Source organism: Alkaliphilus transvaalensis ATCC 700919 (assembly GCF_000621485.1).
Classification (GTDB): domain Bacteria; phylum Bacillota; class Clostridia; order Peptostreptococcales; family Natronincolaceae; genus Alkaliphilus; species Alkaliphilus transvaalensis.
In genome coordinates, this window is sequence record NZ_KK211286.1 from 205,014 (window position 1) to 218,800 (window position 13,787).

Annotated in this window: 11 protein-coding genes and 2 riboswitches; of the genes, 9 read left to right on the forward strand and 2 right to left on the reverse strand. The window is 33.4% G+C overall.

The annotated features are described in order from the left end of the window. Nucleotides 1-341 precede the first annotated feature (341 nt). From T335_RS0116365 to T335_RS0116385, 5 genes are all read left to right on the forward strand, one after another. A complete protein-coding gene (locus T335_RS0116365) occupies nt 342-566 on the forward strand; it encodes a hypothetical protein (RefSeq protein ID WP_026478496.1) in 225 nt (74 codons plus the stop codon). Nucleotides 567-717: 151 nt separating this feature from the next. Continuing rightward, nucleotides 718-1,581 (forward strand): methionyl aminopeptidase, encoded by an 864-nt coding sequence (locus T335_RS0116370; protein ID WP_026478497.1) that lies wholly within the window; start codon nt 718-720, stop codon nt 1,579-1,581. A gap of 26 nt (nt 1,582-1,607) precedes the next feature. After that, nucleotides 1,608-2,045: a GNAT family N-acetyltransferase gene (locus T335_RS0116375; protein ID WP_026478498.1), complete on the forward strand. Its 438-nt coding sequence runs from the start codon at nt 1,608-1,610 to the stop codon at nt 2,043-2,045. A gap of 242 nt (nt 2,046-2,287) precedes the next feature. Further along, entirely contained in the window at nt 2,288-3,319 is a 1,032-nt protein-coding gene (locus tag T335_RS22075; RefSeq protein WP_026478499.1) for a DUF362 domain-containing protein, read from the forward strand. 50 nt (nt 3,320-3,369) lie between these two features. Further along, nucleotides 3,370-5,730, forward strand: a complete 2,361-nt coding sequence (locus T335_RS0116385) for an ATP-dependent DNA helicase (protein WP_026478500.1) — start codon at nt 3,370-3,372, stop codon at nt 5,728-5,730. 320 nt (nt 5,731-6,050) lie between these two features. Here the strand turns inward: T335_RS0116385 and T335_RS0116390 are convergent, their stop codons facing one another. Then, nucleotides 6,051-6,461 carry a radical SAM-associated putative lipoprotein gene (locus T335_RS0116390; protein ID WP_026478501.1) on the reverse strand — a complete coding sequence of 137 codons (411 nt, stop codon included), beginning with the start codon at nt 6,459-6,461 and terminating at the stop codon, nt 6,051-6,053. 593 nt (nt 6,462-7,054) lie between these two features. Here T335_RS0116390 and T335_RS0116395 point away from each other — a divergent pair. The 3 genes from T335_RS0116395 to larAH10 all read left to right on the forward strand — a co-directional run bounded on the left by T335_RS0116395 (nt 7,055) and on the right by larAH10 (nt 10,557). Beyond that, on the forward strand, nt 7,055-7,582 hold the full coding sequence (locus tag T335_RS0116395) for an RNA polymerase sigma factor (RefSeq protein ID WP_026478502.1): 528 nt from the start codon (nt 7,055-7,057) through the stop codon (nt 7,580-7,582). Continuing rightward, on the forward strand, nt 7,569-8,879 hold the full coding sequence (locus T335_RS0116400) for a DUF4179 domain-containing protein (RefSeq protein ID WP_026478503.1): 1,311 nt from the start codon (nt 7,569-7,571) through the stop codon (nt 8,877-8,879). Before T335_RS0116395 ends, T335_RS0116400 begins: the two co-directional genes overlap by 14 nt. Before the next feature lie 207 nt (nt 8,880-9,086). After that, nucleotides 9,087-9,187: riboswitch (SAM riboswitch) on the forward strand. Nucleotides 9,188-9,273: 86 nt separating this feature from the next. After that, on the forward strand, nt 9,274-10,557 hold the full coding sequence (larAH10, locus tag T335_RS0116405) for an NPN-dependent 2-hydroxyacid racemase, LarAH10 family (protein WP_026478504.1): 1,284 nt from the start codon (nt 9,274-9,276) through the stop codon (nt 10,555-10,557). 233 nt (nt 10,558-10,790) lie between these two features. Here the strand turns inward: larAH10 and T335_RS0116410 are convergent, their stop codons facing one another. Next, nucleotides 10,791-11,504, reverse strand: a complete 714-nt coding sequence (locus T335_RS0116410; protein WP_026478505.1) for a cell wall hydrolase — start codon at nt 11,502-11,504, stop codon at nt 10,791-10,793. 9 nt (nt 11,505-11,513) lie between these two features. Continuing rightward, nucleotides 11,514-11,655, reverse strand: a riboswitch (cyclic di-AMP (ydaO/yuaA leader). A gap of 207 nt (nt 11,656-11,862) precedes the next feature. Between T335_RS0116410 and T335_RS0116415 the strand changes: the two genes are divergently transcribed. Then, the gene (locus T335_RS0116415) at nt 11,863-13,560 is read left to right on the forward strand and encodes a M3 family oligoendopeptidase (RefSeq protein WP_026478506.1); all 1,698 of its coding nucleotides are present in this window, start codon (nt 11,863-11,865) and stop codon (nt 13,558-13,560) included. Nucleotides 13,561-13,787 lie beyond the last annotated feature (227 nt).

Sequence of the window (13,787 nt, forward strand, 5' to 3'; positions counted from 1 at the left end):
AGTTAAACACCAAAAAGTATATCCTATTAGTAGTTGAAAAAAGTATTTGAGGAAATTGTATAATACCATAAATCTGAATTTATATATTACTCATTGAACATTAAACAGCGAAGTTTTCATTTTGCATTAATATAAATTTAATATTAATTATGCAATTTCCTCATTTAAATAGTTAGAACTAATAGTTAAGAGATTTAGGAAATATGACTTAGATTAATGTTCCTATCTTAAGCTATAAGATCATTAGCTAATAATTACTAAAATTATTAACTTAGGAAAATATAAAATTAAATAGGGAATGATATCCTTATAGATGTTGATGAGAAGAAGGAGGAAATACTATGGAGGAACGACCTTTAGTAACAGATAATGCTATAAGAGTTAATGGAATAATTAATGTACCAGAAGAAAAGGATTGGGAGGAATTTTGGGACGACTTTATTATGTGGTTGGAGGATCGAGATGGAGGTTTTTTTGGTGTAACTGAGCCCATTCATAGAGAAGAAGAGGCAGAGGATGTCGTTGAGAAAATATTAGAAGACAGTGGCTTGAAGTTTGAAAAGTAAAGTAAAACCACATTAAGATCTTCTTTTCTTACTGTGTTTTTTTCAATAGCTCCTTAAAGTAGATCGATTGCGTATTAATGATTATGAATTTTTTTCTCTGCTGTGTTTAATGGAGGTAATGTATTAAAAATTAAGGTTGGATGGTGATGTAATGTTGAATTTTTTAAGAAACGATCTTTGTTGGTGTGGAAGTGGGAAAAAATACAAAAAGTGTCATTTAGATAAAGAAGAGATTCTTTTAGAATATAAAAATAAGGGATATCGAATTCCTCAAAGATCCTTAATTAAATCAAAAGAAGATATAGGAGGAATGAGAAAAAGTGCTGCAATTACAACAGCAATTTTAGATATGCTAGAAGATAAAGTACAGGAAGGTGTCACCACAAATGAAATAAATCAGTGGGTTCATGATTATACAATAGCTCAAGGGGGAATCCCTGCACCATTAGGGTATAACGGCTTTCCTAAAAGTACATGCACTTCCATTAATGAAGTTATTTGTCATGGTATTCCAGAAGACAGAGTCTTGAAAGAAGGTGACATCGTTAACATTGATATTACAACGATACTAAATGGTTACTATGCCGATGCCAGTAGAATGTATACAATTGGTAACATAAGTGATAAGGCTAAGAAAATTGTAGAATGTGCTAAAGAATGTCTACAAGTAGGGATGGATGCAGTAGTTCCATATAGGCCTTTTAATGAAATCGGAAAAGCAATCGAAGCCCATGCAACCAAAAATGGATTTTCGGTTGTAAAAGATTTTGGGGGACATGGAATTGGTATAAAGTTTCATGAAGATCCATTTGTTTATCATTATGATACAGGAAATAAAGGAATGATTATGTTACCAGGTATGACCTTCACTATTGAACCAATGATCAATGAAGGGAGTTATAAGTGTAAAATATTAGAGGATAACTGGACTGCCATTACTGTAGATGGAGGGTTATCGGCTCAATGGGAGCATACATTGTTGGTAACAGAGACGGGATATGAAATCTTAACATAAGAGATAAATTAAAAGGGGGAATAAAGATGAATTTTATAGAACTTAAAAAAGAAGATATACCTGAACTGGCAGAGTTGTATGTTGAAGCCTTTAATGCAGAACCTTGGAAGGATCAATGGACAGTAGAGAGGGCATCAAAACGATTATTGCAGATGTTGAATTGTGAGGGCTTCTATGGTTTAGTTGCCAGTGAAGATGACAAACTGATAGGAATGATTTTAGGAAACCATGAGTACTTCTACGATGGAATGCATTTCAATATTAAAGAATTTTGTGTAGACTTAAAACTGAGGAAAAGCGGAGTAGGTTCTGCCCTTCTAAATGAATTTTTAGATCGATTAAAGAAGAAAGGGATTAATGAAGTGATTCTCTTTACATCAAGAACAGATGGTACAGAGGGATTCTATCATAAAAGAGGATTCAATAGCTTTAATAGTATGGTCATGATGGGGAAAGAGTTATAAAAAATATAGAGGGTTTCAAGAATGGATATAGGAGCTTAATTATAGGCAATATGTTCATTCTTTTATTTTGTGTTAAATTTACATTATACAAGTAGGTTGGGGACTATCATGTCAGTTGGATAACGTTTTAGATAATTAATAATTAGTGAAATAATTCTGCTTTTAAAGTAAGTTTAACCTTTAGCTATTTTTTGATATAATAATATAATGAGAAATGAAGGAAATTAAAAGGGGATAGAGCCGTGAAAAACGTATATTTTATACCAATAGATTCATATTTCAAAACTGAAGAAATTAATCAGTCTACTAAGTTGCTTTTAGAAAAAATAGTAGAAGATGAAGAGATCCCTCTCGAAAGATATATTCCTTTAAAGGTACATTTTGGAGAAAAGGGAAATAAAACCTTCATTGGTCCCCAAAATTTTAACGGGATAATTGACTTTCTAAATAAAAATGAAATAGACAGTGGGTATATTGAAACTAACGTTTTATATCGTGGAGAACGAATGAAAAGTTCCAGCCATATTCAATTAGCAAAAGACCATCACTTCACCCAACTTCCCATTGTAATAGCTGATGGAGATCATGGTGAAGCATTTGAAAATATCTCGATTGATGGAAAACACTTTAAAACCTGTAAAATAGCTAAAGGGATTGCAACTTCTAATCAGCTGATTGTTGTAAGTCACTTTAAAGGACATATGTTAGCAGGTTTTGGCGGAGCAATTAAGCAACTGGCTATGGGATGTGCATCAAAGGGTGGAAAGTTGGACCAACATGCTAATTCAATACCAAAGGTAAGTTATTTTAAATGTAAGGCCTGTAATGTTTGTGTAAAAAATTGCCCTGAAAATGCCATTGTTTTAGGTAAAAAAGCTAAAATTCAAAAAGACAAGTGTGTTGGGTGTGCTGCCTGTGTAGCCCATTGCCCCTTTGCTGCCATATCTAATAGTTGGGTAGCCTCTATTTCTAATAATTTTGGTGAAAGGTTGGCAGAATACGCTTATGGGGCTGCCAAGAATAAAAGAAACATTTATATAACTTTTGCCTTTAATATTACAAGAGGTTGTGACTGTGAACCCCACAGCATGAAGCCCATTGTTAAGGATCTTGGATTATTAGCTTCTACCGATGCTGTTGCCATCGATCAAGCGGCTCTTGATTTATTAGATAAATATAATGGCAAGACTGTATTTAGAAGGGGAAGGAAAACCTTAGCCTATGCAGAAAAAATAGGGTTAGGTAGTAGAAATTACAGTTTGATAGAGTTATAAAATAAAGAACAATGGAATTAAAGCCTAAACATCTATAAGGATTGATGAAGATGAGCAAATTTAATGAAATTAAGATATCCGTAAGAAATTTAGTGGAGTTTGTTTTACGATCTGGTGACATCGATGCCAGCTTTAGAACGAGCACAAGAGCCATAGATGGCACAAGAGCCCACCAAAAAGTTCAAAAAGCCCAAGGGGCAGAATATGAGGCAGAAGTTCATCTAAAGCATAGGTTTGAGTATAAGGGTGTCCAGTTTGTTATAGAGGGAAGGGCAGATGGTGTTATTAATTCCCCCTTAGAAGCTGTATGTATCGATGAAATTAAATCCACAAATAAACTGCTAGAAGAGATAGATGAAAATTATAATCTTCTCCATTGGGCACAAGCTAAGTGCTATGGGTATATTTATTGTTGGCAAAATAATCTAGAGACAATAGATATACAGCTAACTTATTTTAATCTAAAAACGGAAAAAACGAAAATAATTAGAAGACCTTTTAGTTATGATGAACTAGAAACTTACTTTTTCGAAATTATCGATCAGTATATTGTTTGGGCAGACTTTACGGCTCAATGGCGAATCATTCGAGATCAATCGGTAAATCAGCTAGAGTTCCCCTTTAAAGGTTATCGAGCAGGTCAAAGGAGGCTGGCTGTTTCAGTCTATAAAGCTATTAAAGAACAACAAAAACTATTTGCTCAAGCTCCAACTGGCATTGGTAAAACAATTTCAACCCTTTTTCCCACCATCAAGGCCTTAGGAGAGGGGCATACCTCTAAAATTTTTTACCTTACTGCAAAAACCATTAGTAGACAAGTGGCGGAAGAAGCTTTTGTTAAAATGAGAGAAAAGGGACTTCGTTTCAAAACTATTACTTTAACAGCTAAAGATAAAATCTGCTTTAAAGAACAGCCCCAGTGTGAACCAGAATTTTGTGAGTACGCTAAGGGTCATTTTGATCGAGTTAATCTAGCTATATTAGATATATTAGAAAATGAAGATGAATTTACAAGACCTGTAATAGAAGATTATTCAAGGAAACATACCTTATGTCCCTTTGAATTTTCTTTAGATTTAGCCTTATGGGCCGATACAATAATTTGTGATTTTAATTATGTTTTTGATCCGAGGGTATACTTAAAAAGATTTTTTGATGGCAGTAATAACGACTATATATTTTTAGTGGATGAGGCCCATAATTTAGTAGATCGATCGAGGGAAATGTTCTCGGCAACTTTAAATAAATCCCCTTTTTTAGAGTTGAAAAAGCTCTTTAAGAATAAAGAGCCCGAGATTACTAAAGCCCTAAATAAACTTAATTCTTATATGTTAAAGATGAAGAAACTTTGTGAAGATAATGAATACTGTATACAGAAAGAAATGCCAGAGGATATTCTATACTTGCTTAATCGTCTTATGGCTGAGAGCGAAGAATTTTTAGCAAGCAACAAGAAGGTGGAAGGGCATAAGCAATTGCTGGATCTATTCTTTGATTGCTTATCATTTACACGAATTGCAGAGTTTTATGACAAGCGATATATCACATATGTGGAAAAGGAAGGGCAAGAGGTTAGACTTAAAATATTTTGTCTAGACCCAGCATTTTTGCTTTCGGAAGCGATTAAACGAGGAAAATCAGCAGTATTTTTTTCTGCCACCCTTTCACCCATGGATTATTACAAAGAAATTCTAGGTGGGGATAAGGAAGACCCTGAACTATCACTCCCATCACCCTTCCCAGAAGGGAATTTGTGTCTACTGGTGGCAGGGAATATATCCACAAAATATAAAGAGCGGGAATATAGTTACGACTTAGTTACGGATTATATCGGAGAAATAGCCTCCATGAAAAAGGGTAATTATTTTGCATTTTTTCCTTCTTATAAATATATGAATGAAGTTTATGATCGATTTATAGAAAAATATCCCCAATTTAAAACGATCCTCCAAGGAAATATCATGAAGGAAGAAGAAAGAGAAGCTTATCTAGAAGCTTTTCAACCTGATCCAGATTCTTCATTAGTGGGGTTCGCAGTAATGGGAGGCATATTTTCTGAAGGGATCGATTTAAGGGGAGAAAGACTCTCAGGAGCAATAATAGTGGGGGTAGGGCTCCCACAAATTTGTTTAGAGCGAAACATTATCAAAGACTACTTTAATAAAACGAATCGAGATGGTTATAACTATTCTTATCTGTTTCCTGGAATGAATAAAGTACTGCAAGCAGCCGGTAGGGTTATTAGAACTGAAGAGGATAGAGGCGTGGTTCTTTTAATTGACCAGAGATTTAATTCATTTAGCTATAAAAAGATTTTTCCTATCGAATGGAGAGGAGCACGTTTAGTTACATCTAAGAAGGACCTTAATAGCAAGTTAATGAAATTCAAACATTTAATTAATAGTGAATAGTTAAATGAGGGAATTGCATAATACCATAACTCTGATTTTATATCGTTTTATGCAAATATAAAAACTAAGTCGTGCATTGTGAAATGAGTTTTTACCTCAAATAAAGAGATCAACTGGTAAAACTTCTATAAGGAAGTTTAATAAAAAACCCCACTAGCATTTATAAGTGAAGCTGCTCCTCTTTATGGTATACGGTTTTATTATTTTAACCGTCTACAATACAGGGAGCATATCATTTATAGGTAGTTATCTAGTGGGGTTTTACCCTATTGTATTATTTTTAATCTTTTTTAGATAATATTTATGTAATACTACCAAAATTAATCTTGTTGTTTAGATTCTAACTCTATTTCAATTGTTTGACTAGTAAAATCTGTAATATGTAAGGTCTGGTTTTGAAATTCTCCACCATTTTCTGTTCCATCGATGTCTTCCACGACTAAAGTGACGACATTCTTATTCATAAAGTCCATGTTCTCAATTGTGAAAGTACCATCTTCAGATGTAAATATAGTGTCGTCTGTATCTGCAATTGTGATTTTAATATTATTTACTCCCTCTCCATTTTCTTGCTGTACACGACCATTCATTGTGTAGAATTCCCGTGGGGGAGGCCCATACATAGCTACTTGAGATTGGTTGTTTCTACAACCTGTTAAAGAACCACTTGCAATTACTGTTGCAAAAAACCATAATAAGAAACGATAAAATTTCTTAACCTGCCTTGCCATAAACTCACTCCTTATTGGCTAATATTATTTAAATGAGGAAAATTTCATAATGCCATAATCTGAAATTAAATACCATTTAGTTTACTCAACTAACATTATAATTAATTCCTTTCATTTATTTTTTGATAACGAATAGAAAAGTTCCATTTTAATTATTTTAATATAAAAGAACTTTGCGAATGAGTTTCAACATAAGGCGATAACCTATGTAGTTGGATTAAATTGCGTAATTCCCTTACTTACTTCGCTAAAGTTATCTTTTTAATCATCCGAAGAAAGACTAAGTTCTTTAATGAAGACAAATGATTTAGGCCTGTAGAAGACTCTCACATTTAGATAAGTGCTATTATGATATTCGCTAAAAAATAGTAGATTCCTTTAGATAGTAAAATATGTGTAAAATATGTTTAAAAGTACTTTTCTATTTTGGATTTGAGTAATTTGTATGATGTCATCAACCTGAATTAAAATTAGCTATGCAATTTCCTGATTAATAATGGATCTTTATGATAGTTAATAAAATTAAGTTAATAAAATTAAAATGAACTTTTTATCTTTTCGAATACTCCTATATAGGAGAGTGGGGTGTTAAAGTGGAAACTGAAAGCTTGGTCATAAAAGCAAAAAAAGGCGATAAAGAAGCTTTAGTTAAGTTGATCATGTTGAAAGAACAAGAATATTATAAGTTAGCCTATATCTATATGAAAAACAAAGAAGACTCTTTAGATGCTATGGAAGATATGATTATTCTTTTGTATGATAAAATTCATCAACTAAAAAAAGAAGAAGCTTTTTATAGCTGGAGTAAAACGATTTTAGTTAATTGCTGCAAAAAACAATTGAAAAATCAGAAAAAGTTTGTATCAATAGATCAAATCAAAGAAGCGTTTACAGAAGGGGAGATTGAACAAAAGGAAGATCAACTTCTTTTAGATAAGTATCTTTCTCAATTAAAGGAACAACATCAAGAGGTTTTAAAACTTAGGTATTTTTTAGACTTAGAATACGAAACCATTGCATCAATTTTGAAAATCCCTTTAGGTACAGTAAAGTCTAGACTATCTATTGGACTAAAAAAATTAAAAGAAAGTATGGGAGGTGAAGGTTATGAAAAAGGTTGAAGAATTATTGTTAGACAGAAAAAAACAAATTGAAGCAATGGAAGTCCCTTTAGAATTAGAAGATAGACTAACTACTGTCTTGAAAAATAAGGGTAGGAAAAACAAAAAAATACTTAATAGAAAATGGCTACAGGTTGCCGCAATATTATTAATCGTATTTATGGTTAGTTACAATTTTAATACATTAGCTTACTACAGTAAGAAGCTGTTGGGTTATGATAATGTGATGAATGGTACCTTAAAAGAACTAAATGAATTAGGTAGAGGACAAGTGATAGGTGAAAGTTATACCTTTGAAAATGGGATTACCATTACACTAGATGGAGTAATGATGGATGAAGGGCAACTCTTAGCCTTCTTTACAGTTAAAGAGCCAAGTGGAGCATTAGAAGCAAGTGAATATCCTTCCCAAATGCATCTTAAAGGGTTAACTAGAAATTATCGGATGCTGTATGGGCAAGGTGAAATCATTGAAGGTGAAAATGAAATTAAATGGTTAATGGCTTTTGAAGCCCCAAGGTTTTATGAAAAGAGTCTCCAATTTAAAACTTCGCTTAAATTAGAAGACCATTGGGAAGAGGCCTCCATTAATTTCACAATAGATAGAAGTAAAGCCATGAAGCCAAGCTTAAAAAAGAATATTAATAAAACTTTTCAAGTGGAGTATACCACAATTAAAGTTGAATCTATAGTGGCTTCTCCAACCCAAACCATAATCAATGGTAGGCTTCAGAGTATTTTCCAGCTAGCAAAAGATCAGATGCTAGGAGAAAGAATGAGACCGAATCAGGTGAATATTAAATTGTTGGCAAATGGTAAAGAAGTTCATAATTTTGGAGCTGGTTTAACTACAGACTTAAATGGTATGACATTTGAAAATCGTTTTGATGCCCTACCAACAGACCTCCATACCCTTGAAATTCACCTTGAAAGTTTTTCTGTTGACCGAGATGTTGAAGGTGAAGTTGAACTAAACAAGAACCAAGATAACAGCAATATCGAAGTGTTAGGTAAAGAAATTAAAATTGATGGGGTACTTGAAGAAAATGGCAACACTTATGTTACTATAACCACTGCAGAGGATATTGTTTTAACAAAGGTGTATCTTATCATTGATGGCAGCAGAGTTAATTTGAAGGAAACTGTTGCGGTTGGTTATGATAAGCTACAGGATGGTAGTATTGTTCATACCAGAACATTAAACTTCCCATCAACTGGTGAAAAACTTCAATTAAACATTGAAAGAATGAGTTTTACTGAAGATTACAATCAGATAATTAAGATACCAGTTGAATAATAGGAACCTAAAATCAAATCAATCTAATGTCTTGACAATTGAGGTGCCAGCTTTTATAATTAATAAATACAAAAAAATTTATAATGAATAAGAAAGCTTTACTTTAATTTTCAATATAAAAGAACTATTTGGAACTTTTTGTAATAAATTTCAATGAAGTCATCCTTAAAATTTACTTGGAAGACTTTGTTCAAAAAATTTAATATGATCTTATCAAGAGAAACCGAGGGACTGGCCCGATGAAGTTTCAGCAACCACACATTCGTGACGGTGCTAAATCCAGCAGACGTTGTTCTGGTAGATGAGAAGCGACTAAAAATGAAATTTTAGTATATTAAAACCCTTTCTCCCAGAGAAGGGGTTATTTTTATGATTATTTTAGGAGGTGCAGTAAATGTTAAATTATCGCTTAAAGTATGGAAAAGCAAATCTTCACTTGGAAGTTGACGAAGATAAAATTATTCACACATTAACTCCCAATTCTATAGCTCCCCTAGAGAATTTAAAAAAGTCTGTAGTGGAAGTATTAGAGAATCCAACTGGAACAAAACCATTAAAGGAGGTTATAAACTCAGGAGAGAAAATAGCAATTGTTGTCAGTGACATCACAAGACTTTGGATTAAAACCAATTATTTCTTAATACACATTGTAAATTATTTAAATGAGATCGGAATAAATGACCATCATATCGAGGTGATTATTGCATTAGGAACCCATAGAGCCTCAACAGAAGAAGAAAAAGAAAAAATTGTAGGCAAAGAGGTATACGATAGGGTTATGGTATATGATCATGATTGTTTTAACAATGATGAACTGGTTTATCTAGGAGCTTCTAAACTTAAAACACCAATTTATATTAATAAAAGAGTAATGGAGGCTGATAGAATCATCATTACAGGTGGCATCCTATTCCATCTATTTGCAGGATTTGGTGGTGGGGCAAAATCAATTGTTCCTGGAGTTGCAGGCTTAGAAACCATCCAGTATAACCACAGGCTAACTTTTAATGAAGGGGAAGGTACGGGCTTAAACACAAAGGCTGCTGCAAATAAAATACAAGAAAATCCAATGAGAGAAGATATAACGGATATTTGTAGACAAATTAAGCCAGACTTTTTATTTAATGTTGTTTTAGATACTGAAGGAAATTTCATAAGATTTGTAGGCGGAGATTTTGAATTAGCATGGTTAGAAGGCTGTGATACAATACGGAACATGTATGGAATAGAAATACAAGAAAAAGCAGACATCATCATCGCATCGGCAGGGGGCTATCCAAAGGATATAAATCTATATCAAACAGTTAAAACTATGGATAACTGCCTGTATGGAGGAAAAGAAGGTAGTGTAATTATATTAGCTTCTGAGTGTAGTGAAGGACTTGGGGCAGAAGAATTTTTAGAGTGGTTTCAATACAAAACCTTAGAGGAGATGGAAGGTGCCTTAAAGCAAAACTTTACTGTACCAGGCTATGCTGCCTATAAGACTGCCTATACAGCTAAATATAGAAAATTAATATTAATTTCAGCGTTGCCTAAGGTAGTTGTAGAAGAATTGGGTTTTATTCCTGCTAAATCAGTAGAAGAAGCATTGAATCTAGCCTACCAAATCAGTAGCAAAAATCCTAAAATTACCCTTATGCCTTATGGTGGAAATACTTTACCAATTATGTATTAGTATACGAACTAAAGTTAAACGTTAAAGCAAACATTAAAGTTTAACATTAAAGTTTAACATTAAAGCTAATTATTAAAGATAATTATTAAAGTTAAATTTGATCATATATGTATGCTGATCTTGAATAAAGCTAAATAATACTAAAAAAACAACTGAGTAGCCAAACTACTCAGTTGAAGAATTAAAATTTAGATATTAGAAATAATCTCTTTAGATTATTAAATAATCAAAAATTATTGATAAAAGACATGGGCCCCAATCCTGGTAACATAGCTTTTATTTCTAACGATCCATGTTCCAGCTGCTTTATCTGGGTTAAAGAAATATGTGGCATTACCTACTGGTCTTGCGCCGTTTAATGATTCCCTTGCAGCATCAATACTTCTCTGGGATGGCGTGTTATAAATTGATCCGTCTGCAACTGGACTAAATTGTGGGATGCTACCATAATATTCAAAGATAACACTGTAAATTGAGTTGGGAAACTCTCTAGAGTTTACCCTATTTAATACGACATTTCCCACAGCAACCATACCTTGGTACGGCTCTCCTTGGGCTTCTGCATGGATAATTCTTGATAGCCAATAAACATCATCGTTAGAATAGTTTCTGGCAGGGGAAGCCCCTCTGGAAACAGTAGTAGCAGTAGCACTATTACCAAATAAAGCTGAATGGGTTTGGGGTCCTGCTATGCCGTCAATTCTAATTCGACTTGCGATCTGGAAATTAATAACAGCCCTTTCGGTTATCTGACCATAGTAACCTGTAACTGAATGGTTAAAATAACCTCTGTTTTTTAATTCCTGTTGTAATCTTGAGACATCACTACCTCGGCTACCAAACATTAGAGTCCTTGTAAAGGGAACCGCCGAGACGCTAACTACTTGAATTGACACGAAAAGTAGGACTAAACAAATTGCAATCATTTTTTTAGTATGCTTCTGCATTTTTTCAAACACTCCTTCCTTAGTATGCTTCCGAAGTTAGCTGACGGGCTCGGGATAGAAGGCTCCCTACCAAATCGCAAGTATACGATGTGGATTAACCCCAACATTGGTTCCTCCGTACCTAATAAATAGGATTCAGCAGTTGTTGACTATTGCATTAAAAGTTATTATAAGGGATAAATGACATTATGTAAACCCATTGTGACTTATTCCCATTAATTACATAGGCCTTAATTTAGTGAATTTATAAAATTTTGCAGTTTTTATTTATATAAATTTATTTATATAGAGGATAAAAGGAAATAATGGAGAATACATATTTAACTAGACAAACTTAATAAGGGATGGAGGCATTGTAATGTTAACTTTTAAAGATTATCAATATGTAAGACCAGACATGAAACAAATGGAGAAAGATTTTGATGTATTGCTGAAAAAATTCTATGATGCAGATTCTGTAGTAATTCAAGATCAAGTAATGAAGGAAATAAATGACCTTAGAAATGAATTTGAAACGATGTCAAGTCTTGTTCATGTAAGACATACAATTGATACAACAGACGAATATTATGAGAAGGAACAAGAATTCATCGACGAGGCGATGCCCCTGTACGAAGGGTTAGTAAGTAAACTTTACCAAGCATTAGTAGATTCGAAGTTTAGAAAGGAGCTTGAAGAAAAGTGGGGAAAACAGCTATTTAGAATTGCTGAAGTTCAACTTAAGACCTTTGCACCAGAGATTGTTGAAGATCTGCAAACTGAAAATAAACTGGCCAGTCAATATACAAAATTAAGGGCCTCAGCAAAGATAGACTTTCAAGGAGAGGAAAGAAATTTATCTCAAATGATGGCTTTTATGGAGTCTAAAGACCTTGAGACACGAAAAAGTGCCCATGAAGCCTTTAATGGGTTCTTCCTAGAAAAGGAAGATCAGTTTGATGAGATATACGATAAATTGGTGAAGGTACGAACGAAAATAGCTAAAAAGTTAGGCTTTAACAACTTTGTTGAATTAGGCTATGCTCGTCTTAAAAGAACCGATTATAATGCTGAAATGGCTGCCAACTATAGAAAGCAAGTTTATGACACCATTGTTCCAGTTGCATCAAAGTTGAGAGAAAGACAAGCAAGAAGATTACAGCTAGACTCTTTAAAATATTATGATGAGTCTCTTGAATTCTTAACGGGTAATGCTACTCCAAAGGGAGAAGAGGCTTGGATTATTAATCATGGTAAAACAATGTATAAAGAGTTATCACCAGAAACAGACGAATTCTTTAATTTCATGGTAGATAAAGAACTATTAGATCTTGTGGCGAAAAAAGGAAAAGCAGGAGGAGGCTATTGTACTTATATAGCTAAATATAAGTCACCTTTCATTTTCTCAAACTTTAATGGAACTTCTGGAGATGTTGATGTATTAACCCATGAGGTAGGGCATGCCTTCCAAGTATATAGTAGTAGAAATTATGAAGTACCAGAGTATGGATTCCCTACTTATGAAGCTTGCGAAATCCATTCTATGAGTATGGAATTCTTTGCATGGCCGTGGATGAATTTATTCTTTGAAGAGGATGAAGCAAAATACAAATTTACCCACTTAAGTTCTGCTCTTTTATTTATTCCCTATGGTGTAACGGTGGATGAGTTCCAGCACTGGGTTTATGAGAACCCAGAAGCGACACCAACAGAAAGAAAACAAGCTTGGAGAAGAATCGAAGAGAAATATTTACCCCATCGAGATTATGAAGATAATGACTTTTTAAATAGAGGTGGTTTCTGGTTTAGACAAGGTCATGTTTTTGGCTCACCCTTCTATTATATCGACTATACCTTAGCACAAGTATGCGCAATGCAATTCTGGGTTAAGAATAATGAAAACCATAAAGAAGCTTGGAAGGACTATTTAACCTTATGCCAAGCTGGTGGAAGCAAGTCCTTCCTAGAATTGGTAGAATTAGCAAAACTAAGAAATCCTTTTGAGGAGGGTTGTATCCAATCTATCATTGGGCCGATACAACAATGGTTAGATCAAGTGGATGACACAAAACTTTAGAAGGCATAAGAAAGCTTATCCCCTAAGTATAATGAAATTTAAAAAATAAAAACATGAAAACCATATCAATACAGGAATGAATTGATATGGTTTTTTATGGTTAAAAAAGCTGAAAAATCAATATATTCCATCTTTATTGAGACTAAAAATTTATCTTCCTTTTATTCAATCCATGTACTATAATTATTATGCCAGCAATGTGACAAAATACGACATTATAATATAAC

Excerpts from the sequence above, each read along its gene's own strand:
- larAH10 (WP_026478504.1), top strand. The coding sequence starts at position 9,274 with ATGTTAAATTATCGCTTAAAGTATGGAAAAGCAAATCTTCACTTGGAA.
- T335_RS0116365 (WP_026478496.1), top strand. The coding sequence starts at position 342 with ATGGAGGAACGACCTTTAGTAACAGATAATGCTATAAGAGTTAATGGA.
- T335_RS0116390 (WP_026478501.1), bottom strand. The coding sequence starts at position 6,461 with ATGGCAAGGCAGGTTAAGAAATTTTATCGTTTCTTATTATGGTTTTTT.
- T335_RS0116415 (WP_026478506.1), top strand. The coding sequence starts at position 11,863 with ATGTTAACTTTTAAAGATTATCAATATGTAAGACCAGACATGAAACAA.
- T335_RS0116410 (WP_026478505.1), bottom strand. The coding sequence starts at position 11,504 with ATGCAGAAGCATACTAAAAAAATGATTGCAATTTGTTTAGTCCTACTT.
- T335_RS0116400 (WP_026478503.1), top strand. The coding sequence starts at position 7,569 with ATGAAAAAGGTTGAAGAATTATTGTTAGACAGAAAAAAACAAATTGAA.
- T335_RS0116375 (WP_026478498.1), top strand. The coding sequence starts at position 1,608 with ATGAATTTTATAGAACTTAAAAAAGAAGATATACCTGAACTGGCAGAG.
- T335_RS0116370 (WP_026478497.1), top strand. The coding sequence starts at position 718 with ATGTTGAATTTTTTAAGAAACGATCTTTGTTGGTGTGGAAGTGGGAAA.
- T335_RS0116385 (WP_026478500.1), top strand. The coding sequence starts at position 3,370 with ATGAGCAAATTTAATGAAATTAAGATATCCGTAAGAAATTTAGTGGAG.